General features: G+C 62.9%; 19 protein-coding genes and 1 pseudogene. 8 read left to right on the top strand and 12 right to left on the bottom strand.

Annotated elements, in window-relative coordinates; genetic code table 11:
- The first annotated feature begins 34 nt into the window (after positions 1-34).
- Together ASG27_RS00500 and ASG27_RS27830 are read left to right on the top strand one after the other, a co-directional pair.
- Positions 35-703 carry a response regulator gene (locus tag ASG27_RS00500; RefSeq protein ID WP_056411535.1) on the top strand — a complete coding sequence of 223 codons (669 nt, stop codon included), beginning with the start codon at positions 35-37 and terminating at the stop codon, positions 701-703.
- Positions 621-2,540 (top strand): annotated as a pseudogene (locus ASG27_RS27830) (sensor histidine kinase); the annotation flags it as partial. The gene ASG27_RS00500 and the pseudogene ASG27_RS27830, both read left to right, overlap by 83 nt.
- Before the next feature lie 10 nt (positions 2,541-2,550).
- Here the strand turns inward: ASG27_RS27830 and ASG27_RS00490 are convergent.
- A complete protein-coding gene (locus tag ASG27_RS00490; protein ID WP_056410234.1) occupies positions 2,551-3,990 on the bottom strand; it encodes an AmpG family muropeptide MFS transporter in 1,440 nt (479 codons plus the stop codon).
- 171 nt (positions 3,991-4,161) lie between these two features.
- Between ASG27_RS00490 and ASG27_RS00485 the strand changes: the two genes are divergently transcribed.
- The gene (locus ASG27_RS00485) at positions 4,162-5,010 is read left to right on the top strand and encodes a M48 family metallopeptidase (RefSeq protein ID WP_056410232.1); all 849 of its coding nucleotides are present in this window, start codon (positions 4,162-4,164) and stop codon (positions 5,008-5,010) included.
- Here ASG27_RS00485 and ASG27_RS00480 read toward each other — a convergent pair.
- The 7 genes from ASG27_RS00480 to ASG27_RS00450 all read right to left on the bottom strand — a co-directional run bounded on the left by ASG27_RS00480 (position 4,986) and on the right by ASG27_RS00450 (position 12,125).
- On the bottom strand, positions 4,986-6,092 hold the full coding sequence (locus ASG27_RS00480; RefSeq protein WP_056410230.1) for a GGDEF domain-containing protein: 1,107 nt from the start codon (positions 6,090-6,092) through the stop codon (positions 4,986-4,988). The genes ASG27_RS00485 and ASG27_RS00480 overlap by 25 nt on opposite strands.
- Before the next feature lie 319 nt (positions 6,093-6,411).
- Positions 6,412-7,050 carry an MBL fold metallo-hydrolase gene (locus ASG27_RS00475; RefSeq protein WP_056410228.1) on the bottom strand — a complete coding sequence of 213 codons (639 nt, stop codon included), beginning with the start codon at positions 7,048-7,050 and terminating at the stop codon, positions 6,412-6,414.
- Positions 7,051-7,533: 483 nt separating this feature from the next.
- Positions 7,534-7,716, bottom strand: coding sequence for a DUF6527 family protein (locus ASG27_RS27825; RefSeq protein WP_235503888.1), 183 nt, complete (start codon positions 7,714-7,716; stop codon positions 7,534-7,536).
- 146 nt (positions 7,717-7,862) lie between these two features.
- Positions 7,863-9,254 (bottom strand): ThiF family adenylyltransferase, encoded by a 1,392-nt coding sequence (locus ASG27_RS00465; protein ID WP_056410223.1) that lies wholly within the window; start codon positions 9,252-9,254, stop codon positions 7,863-7,865.
- Positions 9,251-10,357 (bottom strand): multiubiquitin domain-containing protein, encoded by a 1,107-nt coding sequence (locus ASG27_RS00460; RefSeq protein ID WP_056410221.1) that lies wholly within the window; start codon positions 10,355-10,357, stop codon positions 9,251-9,253. Before ASG27_RS00460 ends, ASG27_RS00465 begins: the two co-directional genes overlap by 4 nt.
- Positions 10,358-10,575: 218 nt before the next feature.
- Positions 10,576-11,802: an ImmA/IrrE family metallo-endopeptidase gene (locus tag ASG27_RS00455; protein WP_056411533.1), complete on the bottom strand. Its 1,227-nt coding sequence runs from the start codon at positions 11,800-11,802 to the stop codon at positions 10,576-10,578.
- A 32-nt stretch (positions 11,803-11,834) separates the two neighbouring features.
- On the bottom strand, positions 11,835-12,125 hold the full coding sequence (locus ASG27_RS00450; protein WP_056410220.1) for a type II toxin-antitoxin system HigB family toxin: 291 nt from the start codon (positions 12,123-12,125) through the stop codon (positions 11,835-11,837).
- Positions 12,126-12,312: 187 nt separating this feature from the next.
- Here ASG27_RS00450 and ASG27_RS00445 point away from each other — a divergent pair, with 187 nt between their 5' ends.
- The 5 genes from ASG27_RS00445 (at position 12,313) to ASG27_RS00425 (ending at position 19,800) form a co-directional block, all read left to right on the top strand.
- Positions 12,313-12,921, top strand: coding sequence for a restriction endonuclease subunit S (locus tag ASG27_RS00445; protein ID WP_056411530.1), 609 nt, complete (start codon positions 12,313-12,315; stop codon positions 12,919-12,921).
- A gap of 8 nt (positions 12,922-12,929) precedes the next feature.
- Positions 12,930-14,444: a type I restriction-modification system subunit M gene (locus ASG27_RS00440; RefSeq protein ID WP_056410218.1), complete on the top strand. Its 1,515-nt coding sequence runs from the start codon at positions 12,930-12,932 to the stop codon at positions 14,442-14,444.
- A 66-nt stretch (positions 14,445-14,510) separates the two neighbouring features.
- Complete coding sequence (locus ASG27_RS00435) at positions 14,511-15,740, top strand: restriction endonuclease subunit S (RefSeq protein ID WP_056410217.1); 1,230 nt, start codon at positions 14,511-14,513, stop codon at positions 15,738-15,740.
- The gene (locus ASG27_RS00430; RefSeq protein ID WP_056410215.1) at positions 15,737-19,048 is read left to right on the top strand and encodes a type I restriction endonuclease subunit R; all 3,312 of its coding nucleotides are present in this window, start codon (positions 15,737-15,739) and stop codon (positions 19,046-19,048) included. Before ASG27_RS00435 ends, ASG27_RS00430 begins: the two co-directional genes overlap by 4 nt.
- A 2-nt stretch (positions 19,049-19,050) precedes the next feature.
- A complete protein-coding gene (locus ASG27_RS00425; RefSeq protein WP_056410213.1) occupies positions 19,051-19,800 on the top strand; it encodes a M48 family metallopeptidase in 750 nt (249 codons plus the stop codon).
- A gap of 75 nt (positions 19,801-19,875) precedes the next feature.
- Here the strand turns inward: ASG27_RS00425 and ASG27_RS00420 are convergent, their stop codons facing one another.
- From ASG27_RS00420 to ASG27_RS00410, 4 genes are all read right to left on the bottom strand, one after another.
- Positions 19,876-20,205 (bottom strand): helix-turn-helix domain-containing protein, encoded by a 330-nt coding sequence (locus tag ASG27_RS00420; RefSeq protein WP_056410211.1) that lies wholly within the window; start codon positions 20,203-20,205, stop codon positions 19,876-19,878.
- A 121-nt stretch (positions 20,206-20,326) separates the two neighbouring features.
- On the bottom strand, positions 20,327-20,527 hold the full coding sequence (locus ASG27_RS00415) for a hypothetical protein (protein ID WP_235503851.1): 201 nt from the start codon (positions 20,525-20,527) through the stop codon (positions 20,327-20,329).
- A 228-nt stretch (positions 20,528-20,755) separates the two neighbouring features.
- Positions 20,756-20,977 (bottom strand): hypothetical protein, encoded by a 222-nt coding sequence (locus tag ASG27_RS26410; protein ID WP_156371481.1) that lies wholly within the window; start codon positions 20,975-20,977, stop codon positions 20,756-20,758.
- A gap of 26 nt (positions 20,978-21,003) precedes the next feature.
- Positions 21,004-21,312, bottom strand: coding sequence for a hypothetical protein (locus ASG27_RS00410; RefSeq protein ID WP_056058069.1), 309 nt, complete (start codon positions 21,310-21,312; stop codon positions 21,004-21,006).
- Positions 21,313-21,352: the final 40 nt, after the last annotated feature.

Raw genomic sequence — 21,352 nt, 5'->3', positions numbered from 1 at the left:
CGCGGGCCTGCCGCCACGACGCTGCTTGAACGCCATGCACCGCACCCCCTTGCCCAGCCCGGAGATCTCGGTCGCCCTGGTGGAAGACGACCCCCGCACACGGGAGCGCCTGGTGCAGGCGCTCTCCCGCGCGCCGCGCCTGAGCCTGGCTTTCACCGCCGCCACCGTCGGCGACATGGTGGGCTGGCTGCGCGACAACAGCGTGGATGTGCTGCTGGTGGACCTGGGCCTGCCGGACGGCTCCGGCCTGGAAGTCATCCGCCAGTGCCGCGCGCTGTCTCCGGTCACTGAAGTCATGGTCATCACCATGTTCGGCGACGAGGCCAACATGATGAATGCCTTTGAAGCCGGTGCGCGCGGCTACCTGCTCAAGGACGGGACGGAGGACGACCTGGCGCAGCACGTGCTGAGCCTGCGTGCGGGCGGCTCGCCCATGACGCCCATCATCGCGCGGCAATTGCTCGCCAGGCTGTCGCCGCGCCCGGCCGTGCCCCACAGCCTGGCGCCGGCCGATACGCTCACGGCGCGCGAGCAGGATATTCTGGCGAAGCTCGCACGTGGCTACACCTATGCCGAGGTCGCAGAACTCCTGGGCATCGCGCCCTCCACCGTCCAGTCCCATGTCAAGAACATCTACAGCAAGCTGGCCGTCCATTCCAAAGCCGAGGCCATCTTCGAGGCGCGGCAGATGGGGCTTTTGTAGCCGCACTTCGGCCCGCGCGCGCGGCGGTGTGGCGCTGTGCCGGTGGGTGCTGTGGCCGGTGCTCTGGATCGTGCTTGCATCGTGGGCAGGGCTGGCGGGTGCACAAGATGCGGATCACGACGCCGCACCGGCCTCTGCCGCACAGCCCGGTGTTCACGTGTTGCACAAGGCCTTCGCGTACCTGGAGCCCGAGGGCGCGGCGCCGTGGTCCGGCAAGTTGACGCTGCCCCACCGGTGGGACAAGGCGTTCGCGGGCCTGTCCGGGAAGGCGCGCTATGTGCTGGAGATCCCCCCCGTGCCCAAGGGCAACCCGCTGTCGGGCGTGTACTTCCCGCGGATCGGAAACCAGGTGGAGGTGTATGTGGGTGGCGAGTTGCTCATGCACCGTGGGGCACTGGGAGACACCCGCACCGACGCTGCCAAGTCGCCGCTGTGGATGCCGGTACCCGCGAGTTTTCTGTCCGACGTGGAGCCCACCCCGCTCGAGGTGCGCGTGACCGCGCAACCCGGGCGCTGGGGTGGGCTTGCCACGCCGCAATTCGGGCCCGAGGCAAGCCTGCTGCCCGAGTATCACGAGCGCTATGTCTGGCGGCAGTGGGCTGCGGTCGGCGTGGTGTTTTCACTGGCGCTCACCGGGGTGATTGCCGGTGGCTTGTGGCGCTTGAACCGCGAGCCGGTGTATGGGTACTTTGCGCTGTGCGCACCGTTTGGCATCGTGCGGTATGGCGACAGGCTGTGGGAGACACCGCCCATAGGCTGGCCGCTGTGGGGCGGTCTCATGGCTTTTGCATTGGCCATCCATCTGCTGCTGCTCACCCGCTTCGCGCTGGCGATGGTGGGATGCGATGGCCCGCGCGTGCGCCAGGCATTCTGGGCATGGCTGGTGGTGGAGGTCGTGGTGATCTCGGGCGCGTTCGGAGCGGGCGTGCCCTGGCTCTGGACGCTGGGCCTGGCGCTGTTGTTTCCGCCCGCGTTCTTTGCCTACGCTTTGTCGACCCGGCACGCGGTGGTGACGCGGGAGCCCGAGGCGATCGCGCTGTGCCTGGCAAGCTTCATCCCTGTCGGCGCGAGCATCTACGACTTCATCGCGGTGCGCATTCCCAGTGCGGGGCAGGGCCGCACCACAGTGCTGCCCCTGGCCACCATGCTGTTCGTGCTGCTGGTGGGCTGGCTCATCCTGAGCCGCTACGGCCGCCAGGCGCGCGCCTACCAGGGCCTGAGCAACTCGCTGGACGAGAAGGTGCGCCAGCGCGAGCGCGAGCTGCAGGTCAGCTACGACCTGCTACAGCAAGAACACGCGCAGCACGCAGCGCTGCAGGAGCGCCAGCGCATCATGCGCGACATCCACGACGGTGTGGGCTCGCAGCTGGTGGGCTTGCTCAGCCTCATCGGCAAGGGCCGCGCCAGCCGCGCCGAACTGCGCGAGCACGCCAATGCCGCGCTGGATGAACTGCGCATGGCCGTGGATGCCATGCAGCCGGTGGATGGCGACCTGGGCACGGTGCTGGCCACCCTGCGCTACCGGCTGCAGCCGCGCCTGGCGGCCACGGGCATCCAGGTGGACTGGCAGGTGCAGGAGCTGCCCACGCTCGACACCCTCACGCCGCACATGGTGCTGCAGATCCAGCGCATCCTGCTGGAGGCCTTCACCAATGTGCTGCGGCATGCCCAGGCCACGAGCGTGCGGGTGAGTGCTCGCCACCAGGCCGCGCTGGCGAATCAGCCGCCGCGCCTGGTGCTGGAGATTGCCGACAACGGCGTGGGCATGGAGGGCACGGCGCAGGCACGCGGCCAGGGCCTGGCCAACATGCGGGCGCGTGCGCAGGCCGTTGGCGCGCTGTTGGAGATCACGGCTGCGCCGGGCCAGGGGACGTGTGTGCGGATTGCGTTGCCTGTGGTGCCGCAGGCGCCCGCACCCGCGATGCCAGCCACACCAGCACCAGCACCGGCAGCCCCAGCAGCGCCGTCGACGTGAAGAAGTGCGCGTAGCCGAAGGCGTTCACGTAGTCGCCCGAAAACCCCGCGACGAACTTGGGCAGCAGCAGCATCATGGAGCTGAACAGCGCGTACTGCGTGGCCGAGTAGCTCACGTTGGTCAGGCTCGACAGGTAGGCGATGAACGCGGCCGAGGCGATGCCGCTGGCCAGGTTGTCGGCCGAGACCACCGCGATCAGCGCCGTCACATCGTGCCCATGCCCTGCGAGCCAGGCGAACAGCAGGTTGCTGGCCGCGCTCAGGATGGCGCCCAGCATCAGGATGCGCATCACGCCGAAGCGCATGGACAGCACGCCGCCCACGAAGGCGCCCGCCAGGGTCATGATGACGCCGTACACCTTGGTGACGGCGGCCACCTCGTCCTTGGTGAAGCCCATGTCCACGTAGAACGGGTTGGCCATGATGCCCATCACCACGTCGCTGATGCGGTAGACGGCGATGAGTGCGAGGATCAGCGCCGCGTGCCAGCCGTAGCGGCGCAGGAAGTCGGCAAACGGCTCGATCATCGCGCCCTGGATCCATTCGGCCGCGTTCTTCGCGGGGGGCAGCTGCACCGGCGCGGGCTCGCGCGAGAACAGCACCGTGACCACGCCCACGGCCATCGAGGCGGCCATCACCAGGTAGGCCGTTCGCCAGGCGCCGTTCTGGTAGGCCGCCGCACCTTGGGCGATGGCCTGGCCGAGGGCCGGTGCCACCTCGGCGCGTGCCGCGATCCACAGCACGCCCGCGCCCGCCCAGATCATGGCCAGGCGGTAGCCCGTCTGGTAGGACGCGGCCAGCGCCGCCTGGTGGTTGGCGTCGGCCGATTCGATGCGGTACGCGTCGAGCGCGATGTCCTGCGTGGCCGAGCCGAACGCCACCGCCAGCGCGCACCACACGATGGGCCCGAGGGTCAGGCGCGGGTCGCAGACCGCCATGCCGATCAGCCCGGCGACCACGATGGCCTGCGACAGCAGCAGCCAGCTGCGGCGCCGGCCCAGCAGCGCGGTCAGGCCGGGGATGGGCATGCGGTCCACCAGCGGCGCCCACACCCATTTGAATCCGTAGGCCAGGCCCACCCAGCTCAGGTAGCCGATGGTGCTGCGGTCGATGCCCGCCTCGCGCAGGCGAAACGACAGCGTGCCCAGCACCAGCAGCAGCGGCAGCCCGGCCGCGAAGCCGAGCGTGAGCATGCGCAGGCTGGCGGGCTCCAGGTACACGCGCAGCGTCTGCAGCCAGGGGGTGCGGCGGGGCGTTTCGGGGGGCAGGGCGGGGTGGGTGGAGGGGGATTGGTTGGCGGAGGTGTCTGACATGGGCGCCCGGGGGTTTTGTCTATCATCGCTGACACCTTGCAGCCTGGCGCGCCGGCCTCCATCGGGCTGGCAACGCCGCTGCGGGGGACACGGCCTGTGCCGTGCGGTCCCGCGTCAGTGCAGCCGCCTATTATTCCCTTGCCCTCTTCCCTTCCCTTCAGGTGATCCGGTATGTGCCTTCTGTGCCCCACGCCTTCCGTCGCTCCCTCGTCGCCCTGGTCCGCGCGCCGCGCCTTCCTGCTGGCCGCTGGCGCCACCGCTGCCGCGCCCGTGATGGCGCAGGTGGATGTGGGCACGGCCTCCAGTGTGCGCAAGCTGATCCCGGCGGAAACGCTGGAGAACTCCGCCGCCCAGCAGTACCGCCAGATGCTCGAGCAGGCCAAGGCCAAGCGTGCGCTCGCGCCGGAGGGCCACCCGCAGCTGCAGCGCCTGCATGCCATCGCCAAGCGCCTGATCCCGTACACCGCGCCGTGGAACGACCGCGCCAAGCAGTGGCGCTGGGAGGTCAACCTGATCGGCAGCCAGCAGATCAACGCCTTTTGCATGCCCGGCGGCAAGATCGCCTTCTACACCGGCATCCTCGATCAGCTCAAGCTCACCGACGATGAGACCGCGATGATCATGGGCCACGAAATGGCCCATGCCCTGCGCGAGCATGCGCGCGAACGCCTGGCCAAGACCCAGGGTACCAACCTGGCGCTGCGCCTGGGCTCGCAGCTGCTGGGGCTGGGCGATCTGGGCCAGGCCGCGGCCGGCCTGGGCGGGCAGCTGCTCACGCTGCAGTTCAGCCGGTCGGACGAGAGCGAGGCCGACCTGGTGGGGCTGGAGCTGGCGGCCCGCGGCGGGTTCGACCCCGCGGCGTCGGTCAGCCTGTGGAAGAAGATGGGCAATGCCACGGGCGGCAAGCAGGGCGGGCTGGCCTTTCTGTCCACCCACCCCTCGGGCCCCGCGCGCATCAAGGAGCTGGAGATGAACGTGCCCAAGGTGCAAAAGCTCTACGAAGCGGCACGCAAGGGCTGAGCGGTCACGCGGTTGCGGCCGTCGTGCTTGCTGCGGTACAGCGCCTTGTCGGCGCTCGCGATGGCCGCGGGCAGGTCGTCGCTGCTGGCCACCTGCGCCACGCCGAACGACATCGTCAGCGGCACGGGCACACCCTGGTGGTCCAGGGTAATCCGCTCGATGGCCGCGCGGATGCGCTCAGCCACCTCCACGGCGGATGCCAGCGAACTGGCCGGCATGAGCGCCAGAAACTCCTCGCCGCCCCAGCGCGCGAGCACGTCGCTCTCGCGCAGTTGGCCGGCGAGCACCTGCGCCACGGCCACCAGAACGCGGTCCCCCGCCGCGTGGCCGTGGCGGTCGTTCACCTGCTTGAAATGGTCGATGTCGCACAGCATGAGCGCCACCGGCTCGCCCGTGCGCTGGATGCGGGTGAGCGTGTGCCCGGCCAGCGTCTGGAAGTGCGCCCGGTTGTTCAGCCCCGTCAGCGCATCGAGCGTGGCCTGCCTGAGCAGGCGGTTCTCGGCGATCAGGATGGTGCGCCGGTAGAACGCCGCCAGCGCCGCGAACATGCCGAAGACCACGCACACGTGCAACATGTTGACGATCTTCTGCCCCTGCCCGGCCAGCGGTGCCAGCGGGCCCAGGTGGTCGCACACCAGGCGCAGCCCCAGGTAGTAGGCCAGCAGCGCCAGCACCACGGGGACGGCGTAGCGGCCGGAGTTGGCGATCACCACCGCAGGAATGAACAGCAACAGGTAGTAGTGAAAGCCGCTGTCCCAGCCCACGAGCAGCGATCCCAGCGCCGAGTGCGCGATCACCTCCAGCCAGATGAGCAGGATGCCGGCCGTGTTGCGCCGCCGCCGGATGAGCGCATGGGCGCACAGGTACATCGCGATGCTGACCACATTGACCAGCGCGAGCGGCACCGAGCCCAGCCAGAGAAACAGTGCGATGTACAGCCCATCGATGCAGGCTGCGGTGAGCGCCACCCGCTGCGCCATCGCCCAATAGGCCTTGCCCGCCACGCTGGAGCCGCGCTGCGCAGGCTCGTAGGGGCGTGGTGCACGGGGTGCGGGCGGGGAGGAGCTTGCAGAGGAATCCATGGCGTGCAGCAGCCGGAGGGCGCATGACGCCCGAGGTTGTTAACAAAATGTCACATCCTAGGCCGCGCCTGCGCGAGGCATCCGACGATCAGGGCAGCGAATACCGGTCAGTTGCCGGAAAGCCTGCTTCGGTGGACCCTTGGGTGCAGGTACGGGTACGGGTGCAGGCCCGGACGGCAGCGCTGGCCTGGGCTGCAGCGCATGCATCGGCGTCATCCGCTGGAATGCGAATGCTCCCATTTTGATAGCTGCTACCGCTTGCGCAGTGAGCGGTAGGGACCAAAAAGAACCCTGGAGGCCTTCGTGCACCGCAGGCTGATCAGGTCCCGCCCACGTAGGGATTGCTCTGGCGCTCCCGCCCGAAGGTGCTCTCCGGGCCATGCCCGGGGATGAACACCGTCTGGTCGCCCATGGGCCACAGCCGCTGGGTGATGCTGTCGATGAGGTCCTGGTGGTTGCCCATCGGAAAGTCCGTGCGCCCGATGCTGCCGGCAAAGAGCACGTCACCGACGAAGGCGCGGTCGATCTGCGGGGCGTGGAACACCACGTGGCCGGGTGTGTGCCCGGGGCAGTGCCGCACCTGCAGCGTCTCGTGGCCGATCTGCACCGTGTCGCCATCGGCCAGCCAGCGCGTGGGCGTGAACGGTTGTGCTGGCGGAAAGCCGAACATCGCGCTTTGCTGCGGCAGCCCGTCGATCCAGAACTGGTCACCGGGGTGGGGGCCCACGATGGGCAGGGTCAGGCGCTGCGCCAGTTCGCCCGTGCCACCCGCATGGTCGATGTGCGCGTGCGTGAGCCAGATCTGCTCCAGGGCCAGGCCCCGCCGCTCGGTCTCGGCCAGCAGCGTGTCGAGATCGCCGCCCGGGTCGATGACCGCGGCCTTGTGGGTGGCATCGCACCAGACGATGGAGCAGTTCTGTTGGAACGCCGTGACGGGGACGGTCAGATAGCGGAGCATGGTTCAGGGTGTTGGTTGTTGCTAACAGAGAGTGGATTTTGCAAACAGAATGTAGATCTGTTGATAACAAAGAGTGAACTTTGCGAACATAGACGGGATCTGGCTGACTTACGGTTGGCACTCTCTGCCGATAAGCGCACGGAGCAGCGTGCTGGCCTAGCTGGAAAGTTTTGCGATTTTGCTAAGTCCGTGAATCACTGCGGGGCTGCCTCGGCTTTGCGTCCGCTGTTCTTTGCCATCAATGTCCGAGACGTGGCATTAATGTCTGAGACACCGGAAACCGACGGACTGAGGCCTGTCCGTCTTTTGGGCAGAGGGCGGCGCTGTTACGAAAGCGGGTCGCAATGCTGAGGGACTTACTCAGCAAGGCCCTCGTTCCCCGTGGCGGCTTCGGTTAGGCTGACTGATCCGGCCCGGTTTCGTCGCCTCGCGACTCCTTGACTTTGCTGTTGTGTCGGCCTCACGACTTGGGAAAGCTGCGGGCTAGGAGCACCATATAACCTTGCCTTTGCGAACCCAGAAGTGCGACCGGCAGCCGTCACGAAGCCACACCGAAGGGGTTAAGGATGGGAGGCCGTTCCGGTCCAGCTCCAGATCCCAGCGCGGTGCCGCCTCCTTGATCAACAACAGTTCGATCTTCCTACCGCACCCGCAAGGGCAGCGCATGCCTACACACCAGTCTTCGTCGTCGTCCCGCGCCAGTACGAGGGCCCTGAACGGCAGCCTCAGAGGCAGGCTGTCTCCGCTAAGTACCTGAAGACGGCGACCCGGCGCCACGAATTCAAACAGCCTCAGCAACAGCCGCTTTGCATTCATGCAAATGCCTTCGACTTCGGAATGCGAAGGGCGGGTAGCCCTAGGAGCGGCTCCAAGTCGCCGCGTGCGAACTGCGGGTTGGTCGCCAGCTGGAAAGACTCGACCGGGAAGGCTTCCTCTTCATTTGCAGCGAGGCTGAATTGCGTTCTGGCGTACGCAGCGTTGGACTCGTGGCGAAATGGGTAGGCCCGCGCGATGAACTCCATCACACACGCGGATGCCGCCCTCATGTTCAACGCGATGACTGCTGGCGCCTCTTCGGCAACGCCGCGCAAATAGCCGGCCTGCATCTCTTCCGTGTGCGCATCTGGCGCTGAACGCCGCAGGTACTCTGCGCGCAGCGAAGCGGGGTCGTAGACCCCACGCTCTTGAAGCGTCGGGCCACCTGGGCTGACGTAGTCAATGCGCCCGCAGACGTCAGCGATGGCAGCTCCTCGCTTCGCTTTTCTGGTGGGGATCGAGACCCCTACGTCGAACAGCGGGATCAAGAAACTGGCACCCAGAAGATCTGCGATCTGTCGAGCGTCAAGGGTGTCGACGCACGAGAACATCACGTCGGCCTGGCTGGCCTGGAGTACTCCTTCGCGGGTCGAGATTGAAGCGTTCACCGGCACTGCAACCCCCTCCCCTCTGTAGCGGGTCACAGCATCGGCGAAGGCGAAGACCTTAGGTCGTTGAACCTTGGCGTCTTCCAGCGTTGAGTTGACGATTCGATTCAGGTTGCGCAGTTCAAGCTTGTCGAAGTCGATGAGGATCACCTGGCCGAATCCAAGCCTCGCGAGTTGCTCAGCAACAAGCGAACCTGTGCCCGACACACCGATTACACAGGCACTGAGCCGACCGAGCTCTTGGGTCGCCTCGCTGGTGAATGCAGTTGGTCGAGGGCTGAACTGCCTGTCGGTCCAGTGCCAGGTGAGATCATCACCAGCAACCATCACAGACTTAATCGCGATAGGTGACAAGTCCTGTTGGTAGAGACGTGCCAGCATGGCGCCGTCAGGGGTCATGATTGCTGTGCCGTGCAGGCCGCCAAGCGCTTGAATGAGGCCGGGCACCGTCACCAGATCGCTCTGGTCGTCATGCCGCGAGAAGCCGAACAGACCGCCCGGATGCGAGTGGGTCAACATCAAAGAGAGGCCATCAGCTTCCGCCAAGTCGATTGCCTCTTCGATCGCCGCCCCAGGCCAAACCAGATAGTCCGAGCGTCGCTCCTTGCAGGCTGAATGCGGCACCAGCAAGACCTCTTTCACGAGCAGCCGCACCCGCGGCCCCGGAGTCCGAGCACAGAGCAAGATGGCGGCTGCTTCAAGGCCATCACCCGGAAAGAGGTGAGCGTGCAGTTTCTGATGAAGGGCGGTGGTGATCGTCAGGTTGGTCGACGGGTTCATTGCTGAACCTCCTTGGCCAGCGCCGACTCGACCAAGGCAAGGTGCGTCACGACGTTGTCGGAGTCCGGTCGCCACTGACAGGCATAGGACCGGTGGCGTGACCACCGCTGGTAAGACAGTCCACAGATGGCCTCCTGAACCTGCGTGCACTCAATCAGTTGGCCACTGTTGAGCGCGAGATTCGGGAAGACATAGAACATATCGATTTGCGCGCCGGGGTAGGTCGGCGGCACTTCGACGGCCAGGGTGACCTGCTGTTCGTTGTAGCCCGTGGGCACCGGATATCCAAAGATCAGAAGCCAGCGCCGCTGGTTGTCGAGCACCGTCTCCCACTGGACGAAGTGCTCGTCGAGAAAGCGTTCGTCGACATCCAGCAGCGGGAAGTCACGGCGAAGAGCTTGTGCCGCTTCACCGTTGCTCACGTCTTTCGGGGTCAACCGGATCTTCTCAATACCGGGGGCCCGCAAGTCAACGACTGAGGTGAGTTCCAGTGCCTGCTTTGGTTGCCCTGCCACCTTGAGGAAGATGTGCCAGCCTTGATTGGTGTCAAAGCCCGCTTGGCGCATCGCTTCGCTGACAACGATCGTGGGAGTCGCCACCTCGAGCCGGACGCCCTGAATGTTGACGATCCAGACCGGTGCTCGGCTGTAGAAGGCTTCAACCCCTGCATGGCCAAGATCGACCAAGTCGTGGTCTTCGACGACAACGTCAGCCTTGTCTTGGCGTTCCAGGTAGAGGAGTTTATTTGCCTGAACTACGCCGAGATGACGCAGGATGCTCCCGGAGATCCGCTGCACCGGCCAATCAATGCGTTTGCCATCGATGGTCAGCCGATACGAGCGGTCGGTGACGGCGACGATGAACCGCCCACCGGGCTCCATGACGCTGACCGCCTCAGTAGGGCGAATGTCTTCCAGTTCGCCGTTCGGCAACAGGTGGAGAACGGTGACCACCTGGGCATCGCTGTAACCAGCTGCGCTGGCAATTTGCGCTCCGGTGGGGGTGTGGTCAGCCAGAGGAACAGGCTTGAACACGAGGTCGAGGCCAGCGACCTCGATGAAGTGCCCATCTGGGGCAGGAGAGAATGCGTTTGCGTTGGGCATGGTTGCCCCTTTCTTGAAGCGAAATGAACTTTTTTCAGTGACCGGAAAGCCACGAAAGACCACAGACATCGCTTGGAAGCCTTGACTAGGGGCTCCGACGCAAACACACTCTCAATCGCCAAACCGAGTCGGGCGTTAGCGTCAGATTCACCCCTAAGGGCAAGCTCTCAAGCTTGCCCTTTCCTATTTGTACGGCAGCATTTGTTGCTCCTCCTTCCTTACTGGCAGGCCAGTTGGTTGTTGAACAAGTCGGAGATCTTGCCAGCCGAGCTAATCAGGTTTGACAGCAAGCGCCAGTTCTCTGTCTCCTTACGAACTCTGCCGGCGATGATGGCCGGATGAATCTGTAGTTGCCGCGCTAAGTCGACAGCATCCTCGGTGGAGTGGCTGATCCTGACGGGAGCATTGGCCCAAACGGCCTCCGGGATCAAAGCTTCTCCCGCCTCTCGATCTGCCTCCAGCTCTTGATCGCTGGTTCGCGTCTTGTCGTCCAAGTTGTCGGCAATGCACGGATCCGAAGCAGTCAAATGCCGCTGAACGTGGATGAGTTCGTGCAGCAGGGCGAACCAGAAGTTGTCGATGCGGTCGTGCCGAAGCGTCAGCGCAACGATCGGTGCTTCGCCGTCCAGCATGGCTGCCCCGTCAAGATAGGTCTTGTCGAAGTGCCGCTCAAAGACCAACGCAATGCCATGGTTGGAGAGGTACTCCTGTGCCAGCAGCGGACCGGACTCGAAGGTCGACAGCCGGGTCAAGTTGCGGATCCACTCTGACGTAATGACGCCGTGCTGATACGCACCTTTGAGAGCCATGGCGCGTGCCTTTCGCAGCACGCAGGCTTGCCAGACCTTGAATGCGTACTCGTCCATGGTCCGTGCCCCCGTTTGATGGAGCGTCGCACGCATCATGACTGGCTGTCCGCCGAGGCCCGACGCGCACCGAAAGAAGCCTGTCACTAGTTCTTCCGCGTATTCCTTCAGGGACTGCAGCGGCCGCTTGTTCGGCCCGAACAGGCCGCGTTCCTGCATCTCCGCCAATGGGAACCTCGTGTAGTCCACCGTCGAATCAACCGACAGCTCTTGCCCTTCGCCGATAAGCACGTCTGCCGGGATGCCCAGGCCTACGTGCAGCCGCCGAATCATCGCCAGGCTCAACGGACGCTTGCGGCTGAGCACCTCGGAGACCTTGGACATCGAGCCGATGTAGGGCACGAGGTCCTTGTGTGCCAGCCGCTGCTGATCCATCCGGAACAGGATGGCGTCGATTGGGTCCGGCGGCGTTGGTGGGAACTTGCTCTGTTCGTACGACTGGATGAGCAGGGCCAGCAGCTCCAGTTCGGCCTCTTCCGTGGATCCCACTGCGGGGTCCATGTCCATCAGCTCAGACAGCCGAGCAACGGCAGCGGCGTGGTCGCCGTCCGTCTTCAGTACTCGAATCTGCGTGCTCATGTTCTTCTCCTGGTATCGAGGGTCATGGGGGCTCACTGGCCGAAGTTCTTCTTGTCGTACTCGGCGTGTGTGCCGCCCCACTCGATCATGACGATGCCGTTCTGAAAACGGACTTTGACAACCAGCCGGTAGCTGTTGCCCTTGATGTTGAATATGACCCGGTTGTCACCCAAAAAGCTTGCTGAGGTGTAGCGGTCCTTGATGTCTTGTGGGGATGACCAAGCCGCGCCTTCCACTTCCTTGCGCCAGGCATCCAGCGCTCCCCGAGCATCTGCATGGGCCGCCTTCAGCTCCTCCAAGATGAGTATGTTGACTAGTTGCATAGGCCTCGCTTTGGCCCCCCGGTATGATTGTATTGTGACTTCCCAAACGGGGAAGTGTCAAGTGTTCCCTTTTTCACTGCAATTGCCTCCCTGTGTGGTTGTAAGAATCGCATTTAGTGCGTCATTGTTTATGCTGCGTACGGAATCAGTGTTGGCATCCTAGCATGATCACGCTAAGATGTGCAACATGAACGATGCCGCAATAAAAATGAAGCTGGGCGATCTGGTGCACATCCGCGCCGGACACCCCTTTCGGGGCGCGGTTGAGGCGTTTCCTGAGGGGGCGGTCGCCGTTGTGCAGATGAAGGACATACTGCCTGGCGGGGGTGTCGACTGGTCGTCGGCGGTCCGTACGGAACTATTGGGGCGGAAGGAGCCGGACTGGCTGAGCGGGGGTGACCTCCTCTTTGTGTCGAGGGGCAGTCGTTACTTTGCCGTGTGCGTTGATCAGCCGCCGGCGCCCGCCGTCTGCGGGCCCCACCTGTTTCACCTGACGGTCAAGGCTCGTGAACTGTTGATGCCGGAATTCCTTGCCTGGGTCGTTGGGCAGGGCCCAGTGCAACGCCAGCTCCAGCAGGCGGCCTCTGGATCGCTGCAACTCAGCGTGACCCGGCAAGCGCTTGAGGCGCTCGAGATTCCGCTGCCACCGATTGCGACGCAAAGGGCCGTCACAGATCTGGCTGCCGCAGCCGCTCGTGAGCGGGCCGTTCTGACTGCCCTGATCCAAAACCGCGAGCTTCAGCTTGAAGCACTCGCTTCCGCCTTGGCCAGCGGGCAACCCATGAATCTCACCTGAGAGTACCGATGACTGAAATTACGAATGTCAGCCAAGACGACATCAACGCCGCCGTCTGGAACGCCTGCGACACCTTCCGGGGCACCGTCGACCCCAGCATCTACAAAGACTTTGTGTTGACGATGCTGTTCTTGAAGTACGTCTCGGACGTCTGGCAAGACCACTACGACAGCTACAAGCAGCAATACGGCGATCACCCGGAGTTGATTGCTGAGATGCTCAAAAGCGAGCGCTTCGTCCTGCCCTCTGACGCAAGCTTCTATGCCCTGTACAACCAGCGGCACAGCCCTGGCAACGGCGAGCGCATCGACAAGGCCCTGCACGCCATCGAAGAAGCCAACATCGCCAAACTGCGCGATGTCTTTCAGGACATCAGCTTCAACTCCAACAAGCTGGGCGACGAGCAGCAGAAGAACGACATCCTGCGCCACCTGCTGGAGGACTTTGCCAAGCCCGAACTGGACCTGCGCCCCAGCCGCGTCGGTCAGCTCGACGTGATCGGCAATGCCTACGAGTTCCTGATCAAGAACTTCGCCTCTACCAGTGGCAAGAAGGCAGGTGAGTTCTACACCCCGCCCGAGGTCTCGACGCTGATGGCCCGATTGATGGCGCCGCAAGAGGGCGACGAGATCTGCGATCCGACCTGCGGCTCCGGCTCACTGCTGATGAAGTGCGGCCGCCTGGTCCGCGAAAGCACTGGCTCACGCAAGTACGCCCTCTATGGCCAGGAAGCGATCGGCAGCACCTGGGCCCTCGCCAAGATGAACATGTTCCTGCATGGTGAGGACAACCATCGCATCGAATGGGGCGACACCATCCGCAACCCCAAGCTGCTGGACGGCACGGCCAGCCTGAAGCACTTCGACATCGTCGTCGCGAACCCGCCCTTCAGCCTGGAGAAGTGGGGCTTCGAAGGGGCCGACTCCGACAAGTTCAGCCGCTTCCGCCGTGGCGTACCGCCCCGCACCAAGGGCGACTACGCCTTCATCCTGCACATGATCGAAACCATGAAGCCCGGCACCGGCCGCATGGCAGTCGTCGTGCCGCACGGCGTGCTGTTTCGTGGCGCAGCAGAGGGGCGCATCCGCCAGAAGCTGATCGAGGAGAACCTGCTGGATGTGGTGATCGGGCTGCCGGAGAAGCTTTTCTACGGCACAGGCATCCCCGCTGCCGTGCTGGTGTTCCGCAAGAACAAAGCCGACGAGAAGGTGCTGTTCATCGATGCCAGCCGCGACTTCGAACCAGGCAAGAATCAGAACCTGCTTCGCGATACTGACTTGCAGCGCATCGTGGACACAGTGCGGGCGCGGCACAGCGTCACCAAGTACGCCTATCTCGCCACAAAGGCGGAGATCGAGGAGAACGACTTCAACCTCAACATTCCTCGCTATGTGGACACCTTTGAGGAAGAGGCTGAAATCGACCTAATGGCCGTGCGTAATGAGCGTGAGCGGCTCAAGGCGGAGCTCGCCGTCTTGGAGGTGCAGATGACCGCGTACCTGAAGGAGCTCGGCTATGAATAAGTCAACTCAGGCCAACTTCACCACGCCTAGTGGCCGCGAGGCGGGGCCAGGTGAAGAGAGGTCGTGATGCTGCCTAAAGATTGGCGCCGAGCTACATTGGGCGAGATCGCCCATGTGACATCAGGTGGTACGCCTGACCGAGGCAAGCCTGAGTACTGGGGCGGAGACATTCCCTGGGTTACCACGGGTGAGGTCCAGTTCAACACGATCACGGATACGGTTGAAAAGATCACTGCTGCTGGCTTGCGCAATTCCGCGGCCAAGCGCTTCCCGCCTGGCACCTTGCTGATGGCTATGTACGGACAGGGGAAGACTCGAGGGCAAGTGGCGAAGCTTGGTATCGAGGCAACGACAAATCAAGCTTGCGCAGCGATCCAACTTCGGGACGGACAGGACTGTGACTTCTTTTTTCAGTACCTGTCCTTTCAGTACGAAGCACTTCGAGAGTTGGGCAATGCGGGCACGCAAAAGAATCTGAATGGCGGAATAATCAAGAGTCTTCCTGTGCCTGTTCCACCATATGACGAACAGCGTCGCATCGCTGACATCCTTTCCAGCTGGGACGAAGCGATCAAGACGACGGAACGCATGCTGAGCAATAGCCAACGACGCAGTCGGGACTTGATGGTGTCTGTGCTGTCTGGTCACCGCCGCTTCCCTGGGCTCTCGACCAAATGGCGCTATGAGGACTTTGACGCCATCTTTCAGCGAATCGCGACAAAGAATACCGTCCACAACACGAATGTGCTGACGATCTCGGCAGAGCACGGTCTCATCAGCCAGCGCGACTACTTCAACAAGTCGGTGGCCAGCGCCAACCTCAGCGGGTACACGCTGCTGCATCGGCATGACTTCGCCTACAACAAGAGCTACTCGGCCGGCTACCCGATGGGAGCGATCAAGCCGCTGCTGGCGTACGAGGCGGGCGTCGTTTCAAGCCTCTACCTTTGTTTCCGCCTGCGCGAGGACGTCGACGCTGACTTCGATTTCTTCCGCCACTACTTTGAAGCAGGACTACTGAACCAGGAGATTGAAGGCATAGCGCAGGAAGGAGCACGAAACCACGGTCTGCTGAACGTAAGCGTGACTGACTTCTTCAAGCTGCAGCTGCATGTTCCCAGTGCGCCAGAGCAACGTCGCATTGCCGAGGTGATCAATGTCGCACGCGCTGAGGAAGCCTTGCTTGGGGCCCAAGTCCGATCCTTGCGGCAGGAAAAGGCAGCCCTAATGTCGCAACTTCTGACTGGGAAGCGCCGCGTCAAGTTTTCCGAAGTTGAGTCGGAAGCCCAGGTATGAGCGCTACACCCAACTCCCGCGAGCGGTACAGCGCCCACCTGCCAGCGCTGCACCTGCTGTGCAATCTGGGCTGGAGCTTCCAGACGACGGCACAGGCGCTGAGCCTGCGCGGCAGCACGCGCGAAGTGTTGCTCAAGGGTCGGCTAGTCGAGGTGCTGCAGACCCGCCGCTACGAATACAAGGGCGAGTGGTACCCGCTTTCGCCCAGCGGCATCGAGCAGATCGTGCGGGAGTTGTCGGCGCTCAGCTTGGCCGAAGGCCTCATGCCGGCCAATGAGCGGCTCTACGGCAAGCTGGCCCTGGGTATCACGGTCACTGAGTTCATGCCGGATGGCAAGAAGCACCAGCCCACTATCGCGGTGATCGACTGGACCGATGCTTCGGCGAACCGTTGGGACGTGACCGAGGAACTGGAGGTGCTGTCCGCGCAAGGTACGCACCACCGGACGCCTGATGTCGTGGCCTACGTGAACGGTATCCCACTGGTGGTGATCGAGGCCAAGCGTCCGGAGTCGGGTGGCGGCAGTCACCCCTCGAAGGCCATGGTGCAGGAAGGCATCAGCCAGCATCTGCGCAACCAGCGGCCAGACGAGATCCCCAACCTGTTCGCGTACGCCCAACTGCTGCTGTCCATCAGCCAGACCGAGGGGCGCTACGGCACCACCCACACCGCCGCCAAGTTTTGGGCGAAGTGGCGTGAGGAAGAGTTCGACGACGCTCACTTGCAAGCCGTCAAGAACGCGCCGTTGCCGCCGAAAGTTCGTGCCGCGTTGTTTGAGGGAAAGCCTGGATCACTCGCCACCTACTTCGACACGCTCTGGAGCGCGCCCATGCAGGCGACTGAGCAGGATCGGTTGCTGGTCAGCCTCCTGACGCCGTCCCGCGTGTTGGAGTTACTGAGGGGCTATGTGCTGTTCGACCGGAAGGTCGGCAAGATCGTCGCCCGTTACCAGCAGTTCTTTGGCATCCGTGCACTGCTGTCGCGCATCAGCCAGAAGAAGTCTGATTCGCAGGGTGGCGGCCGTGAAGGGGGCGTTGTCTGGCACACCACGGGCTCTGGCAAGAGCTTCACGATGGTGTTCTTGACCAAGGCCCTGCTGCTGGTCGAGAGCCTCAAGGAATGCCGCATCGTGGTAGTCACCGACCGCGTCAATCTCGAAACCCAGCTCTCGCGCAACTTCATGACGGGCGGTGCTTTCGGCTCCAGCATCGCCACGCAGAAGGACGGCGAGCGCAGCCGCACTCTGTCCGGTCGTGACCTGGCCCAGCGCATCGGCAAGGGGACCGAGCGGATCACCTTCACGCTCGTCCACAAGTTCAACACGGCGTCCAAGCTGCCCGAGTGCCGCAATGACTCGGCGGACATGATCGTGCTGGTCGACGAAGGCCACCGCAGCCACGGCGGCGAGACTCATGAGCGAATGAAGAAGGCGCTGCCCAAGGCGGCTTACATCGCCTTCACCGGCACCCCACTGCTCAAGGACGAAAAGACCTCCAACAAGTTCGGCCCGATCGTCCACGCCTACACGATGCAACGTGCGGTGGAGGACGAAACCGTGGCGCCGCTGCTCTACGAAGAGCGCGTGCCGGAACTGGATATCAACGAAGAGGCCGTCAACCGCTGGTTCGACAAGATCACCAGCAACCTCAGCGATGCCCAGCGCAGTGACCTGAAGCGCAAGTCCGCCAAGAAGGGCGCCATCTATGGTGCCGCCAACCGCATCGAACTGATCGCCTGGGACATCGCGACCCACTTCAACGAAAACATCAAGAAGCTGGATCTCGGTTTGAAGGGGCAGGTCGCGACCGACAGCAAGCTGGATGCGATCCGCTACAAGAAAGCGCTGGACGAGACCGGTCTAGTGACCAGTGCCATCGTGATCTCGGCCCCTGACACCCGTGAAGGCAACTCGGAAGTCGACGAGGACACGCTACCCGAGGTGCAGAAGTGGTGGAAGCAGGCCATGGCCACCAGTGGCAACGACCCTGAAGCCTACGAGAAGCAGGTGATCGGTGACTTTGGCACTGATGGGGCACCGGACCTGCTCATCGTCGTGGACAAGCTGCTCACCGGCTTCGATGAGCCTCGCAATACGGTGCTGTACATCGATAAGCCGCTGAAGGGCCACAACCTGATCCAGGCGATTGCACGGGTGAATCGGCTGCACGACGCGAAGCGCTACGGCGTGCTGGTGGACTACCGCGGCATCCTGAAGGAGCTGGACACCGCCATTCGCGCCTATCAAGACCTTGAATCACGCACGCAAGGCGGCTTCGATGTTCAAGATCTTGAAGGCCTGTACCACCAGTTCAGCACCGAGTACAAGCGTCTGCCTGCGCTCCATGAGCAGCTGTGGTCCTTCTTCAAGTCAGTTACCAACAAGCTAGACCGTGAGCAGTACCGACAGGTGCTCGCCCCTCGCTTCGTCAAGGACGCCGATGGCGCCGAGTACGACGAGCGGCAGAAGCTGCGCGATGACTTCTACGACGCACTCACGGCTTTCGGCTTGTGCCTTCAGACGGCCCTGTCGTCGCGAAGCTTCTTCGAGGACAAGAGCTTCTCAGAGGAACTGATCGCTCGCTACAAGAGTGATCTGCGCTTCTTCACCGAACTGCGACAAACGGCCCGCCGGGACGCCATGGAGACGGTGGACTACAGCGTCTACGAGGAGCAGATCCGCAAGCTGGTGGACAAGCAGGTCATCGGTACCGAGGTGCGCGAAGCAGAGGGCGTCTATCTGGTGCACCAGTTGGGCCAGGCCGAGAAGCCTGAGGACTGGTCAGAAGAGAAGACCCGCAACGAGACGGACATGATCCGGACCCGGCTGCGGAAGACCATCGAGCAAGAACTGGCTGAGGATCCGTACGCACAGAAGGTGTTCGGTGAGTTGCTGCGCCGGGCGATTGCCGAAGCCGAGGCAATGTTCGACCACCCGCTGAAGCAATACGCCTTGTTCAAGTCGTTCGAGGAGCAAGTGGCGTCGCGGGCGACGCCTGGCACACCGGTCGAACTGGCAGACAACCCACATGCCAAGGCCTACTTTGGTGCCATCCGCTTGGTCCTTGGCGAAGACGGCTTCGCCGCCTTGGAGCCTCAAGGCCTTGAGCGCCTGGTCCAACAGTCCCTGGCCATCGACAGCGTGGTCAAGGATGCGGTTGCCGAGAACTCGCTCAACCCCCAGAACATCGAAGCAGCGATCCGCAAGGGGCTGTTGCCACTGCTGTTTGGGAGCCTGGGTTTGGACAACGCCAAGCAGGTGGTGGAACAAGTCATCCAGATCACTCGCATCGGCCTCAGCAAGGCGTGATCATGGAGACGTCAGGTTTTGATGGTCAGCACCGAGTGGCGTACGGTGATGAGCAGATTGCGTTCACTTTGCGCCGGCAAACCACGCGCGTCGTTTCGCGGGTTGCCATACACGTTGAGCCAGATGGACGCGTGCAGGTCGACGCGCCACCGTCAACCCCGCTGGCCGACGTGCTGGCGGCGGTCCGCAAGCGCTCGCGCTGGATCAGTCAGCATGTCTCCGCTGCGAAGGGGCGGATGGCGCATGTGCTGCCGCGCGAGTACGTGAGCGGAGAGTCCATCCACTACCTTGGCAAGCGGTATCGGCTCAAAGTCGTGGTTGAACCGGCGACCGCTACCGAGGCAAAGTTGCGTGGGGCGTTTGTGGTGGTGAATGTGCCTCGCCACGACGTCGATCAGATCAAGGCATGTATCGATGCTTGGTACCGCGAACGGGCCCGAGAGGTCTTCGCGAATCGCCTCAAGGTCGTTGCAGAACCCTTGAGGTGGGTTCGTCAGTTGCCGTCGTTTCGCTTGCAGTTTATGACCCGCCAATGGGGCAGCTGTTCCCCATCGGGCCGACTGACGCTCAATCCTTGGCTGGTGGCTGCGCCGCGTGAAGCCATTGACTATGTGCTGCTTCACGAGATGTGCCACCTGAAACATCACAACCATAGCAGCGCTTTCTACAGAACCTTGACGCGGCATCTGCCGGAGTGGGGGCGCGTCAAAGCGCGGTTAGATGACCAAGCGGACATCTTCCTCCGACGGTAACAGTACGAGCTTCAAGTTTAAGGCGGAGCGCAGATGGTTGTGGTCCGTAGACGTTCGAGGTGTCGCTCAGTGCACTCAGCATGAGCAGCGGAACTCCAGCTCAATCTTCCCCGGCCGTTGCCGTGTTGTTTTGGTCACCAGGATCGTCACATCGTGGCCGAGCATCGCAATCCATTCAAGCATCTTTGCTTCACTTGTGCCGCGGAACTGCCCACGAAAAATCTTCACCATGTCCGCTTGATCTATCCCAAGTAATTCTGCAGCTGCCTCATGGGTCAGATGTCGTGCCTTGATCGTGCAAGCGATATGTGACGCCAACGAAGCCTTTCGCTGCAACGCCTCAGCGTCTGGGTATCCAAGGTCGGCATATATATTGGCGCTTCCAACTTCAACTGCGTCTGTCATTTCTGAGTCCTTGGTGTCTACAGATCCAAAGCGCAGGCTCCGACGACATGGTGGTTGTTTCCGCCATGCGCTCCCAACAAGGCCTGTATGGGCGATGTGTCGGACTCCACTGGAGCTTTCATTATGGAATGGCTTCACCCACGGCCCACTGCAGCTCATCCACCACCCTGCGCATGATCCACACGCATTGGGCATCGGTGCACCATCGCTTGGCCAGCAGACCCTTCAGCGCAGCCTTCACTGTCGTCTCCTGGTTGCCTTCGTATGTGGCGAGTTTTCTCTGGCAGTACGGCACCATCTGCGAGACCAGATCGTCACACATCTGGAAGGCCGCAATGACCTCGCCAGGCTACGTGCCCGAGGCATAAAACTTCCCACCTTCCTCAACCAGGTTCATCTTGGGCTGGGCACCCGCAAAAGCAGAAGGTACTGCAGTCACCGGAAAGTCTTCCGGCACCCCGGGATAGTTGGCACGGTCTATCGACATATCGACTCCTTGCTGGCTGAAGCACCATACAACCGGTAGCTGGTGCGGTGCAATTGGTTTGCTTTAAAACGGTGCAGGCGACTCCACCATCTCCACAGGCCCGGGCCCCTCATACAGCACCTCTCCCGAGTGCTTCACCGTCACCCGCCAGATCTCACCCTCCTGCGTGACCGCATACGCCTCCGCCTCCAGCGGCAGCACGGTCTCCGTCGGGAACACTCCACCGGCTCTGCCCGGTGGGGTGCACATCAGCGTTGGGTAGTTCCAGGGCGCGTTGATCGGCATGGCATGTCCTCAGTGGACCTCCACCCTCACACCAGTCGCACTTCAAAGTACGCCCCATCCCCTTCGCCCAGATCCCGGAACCCCGCCTGCTTGGCTGCCGCACTGGCCTTTCCCCAGGCCTTGAGCAAGGTGAGATCGCCAGGCGACACCACCTCGGGTGGCGACTCTTCCAGGCTGTGCATGGTGTCGAGGGCGGCCGCAACTTGCTCGGGGCCACCGAGCTGCTTTTCCAGGGCTTGGGCATACCGGGTTTCTGCGGCAATGCGCTCCTTGGCAGGGATCTCTTCGGGGTAGTCGCGCAGGGTGACAACATAGGTGGATTCGATGACTTGCATGGCGCTGCTTCTCCTGTGGTTGAATACTGGATAAATATAC

It is taken from the genome of Acidovorax sp. Leaf191 (genome assembly GCF_001424425.1).
Classification (GTDB): domain Bacteria; phylum Pseudomonadota; class Gammaproteobacteria; order Burkholderiales; family Burkholderiaceae_C; genus Acidovorax.
Note: the sequence above shows the minus strand (reverse complement) of the source record. Positions and strands in the feature narration are given on the sequence as shown.

Coding starts and splice junctions, on each gene's coding strand:
- ASG27_RS00500 (WP_056411535.1), top strand. CDS start 35: ATGCACCGCACCCCCTTGCCCAGCCCGGAGATCTCGGTCGCCCTGGTG.
- ASG27_RS00490 (WP_056410234.1), bottom strand. CDS start 3,990: ATGTCAGACACCTCCGCCAACCAATCCCCCTCCACCCACCCCGCCCTG.
- ASG27_RS00485 (WP_056410232.1), top strand. CDS start 4,162: ATGTGCCTTCTGTGCCCCACGCCTTCCGTCGCTCCCTCGTCGCCCTGG.
- ASG27_RS00480 (WP_056410230.1), bottom strand. CDS start 6,092: ATGGATTCCTCTGCAAGCTCCTCCCCGCCCGCACCCCGTGCACCACGC.
- ASG27_RS00475 (WP_056410228.1), bottom strand. CDS start 7,050: ATGCTCCGCTATCTGACCGTCCCCGTCACGGCGTTCCAACAGAACTGC.
- ASG27_RS27825 (WP_235503888.1), bottom strand. CDS start 7,716: ATGCGCTGCCCTTGCGGGTGCGGTAGGAAGATCGAACTGTTGTTGATC.
- ASG27_RS00465 (WP_056410223.1), bottom strand. CDS start 9,254: ATGAACCCGTCGACCAACCTGACGATCACCACCGCCCTTCATCAGAAA.
- ASG27_RS00460 (WP_056410221.1), bottom strand. CDS start 10,357: ATGCCCAACGCAAACGCATTCTCTCCTGCCCCAGATGGGCACTTCATC.
- ASG27_RS00455 (WP_056411533.1), bottom strand. CDS start 11,802: ATGAGCACGCAGATTCGAGTACTGAAGACGGACGGCGACCACGCCGCT.
- ASG27_RS00450 (WP_056410220.1), bottom strand. CDS start 12,125: ATGCAACTAGTCAACATACTCATCTTGGAGGAGCTGAAGGCGGCCCAT.
- ASG27_RS00445 (WP_056411530.1), top strand. CDS start 12,313: ATGAACGATGCCGCAATAAAAATGAAGCTGGGCGATCTGGTGCACATC.
- ASG27_RS00440 (WP_056410218.1), top strand. CDS start 12,930: ATGACTGAAATTACGAATGTCAGCCAAGACGACATCAACGCCGCCGTC.
- ASG27_RS00435 (WP_056410217.1), top strand. CDS start 14,511: ATGCTGCCTAAAGATTGGCGCCGAGCTACATTGGGCGAGATCGCCCAT.
- ASG27_RS00430 (WP_056410215.1), top strand. CDS start 15,737: ATGAGCGCTACACCCAACTCCCGCGAGCGGTACAGCGCCCACCTGCCA.
- ASG27_RS00425 (WP_056410213.1), top strand. CDS start 19,051: ATGGAGACGTCAGGTTTTGATGGTCAGCACCGAGTGGCGTACGGTGAT.
- ASG27_RS00420 (WP_056410211.1), bottom strand. CDS start 20,205: ATGACAGACGCAGTTGAAGTTGGAAGCGCCAATATATATGCCGACCTT.
- ASG27_RS00415 (WP_235503851.1), bottom strand. CDS start 20,527: ATGTGTGACGATCTGGTCTCGCAGATGGTGCCGTACTGCCAGAGAAAA.
- ASG27_RS26410 (WP_156371481.1), bottom strand. CDS start 20,977: ATGCCGATCAACGCGCCCTGGAACTACCCAACGCTGATGTGCACCCCA.
- ASG27_RS00410 (WP_056058069.1), bottom strand. CDS start 21,312: ATGCAAGTCATCGAATCCACCTATGTTGTCACCCTGCGCGACTACCCC.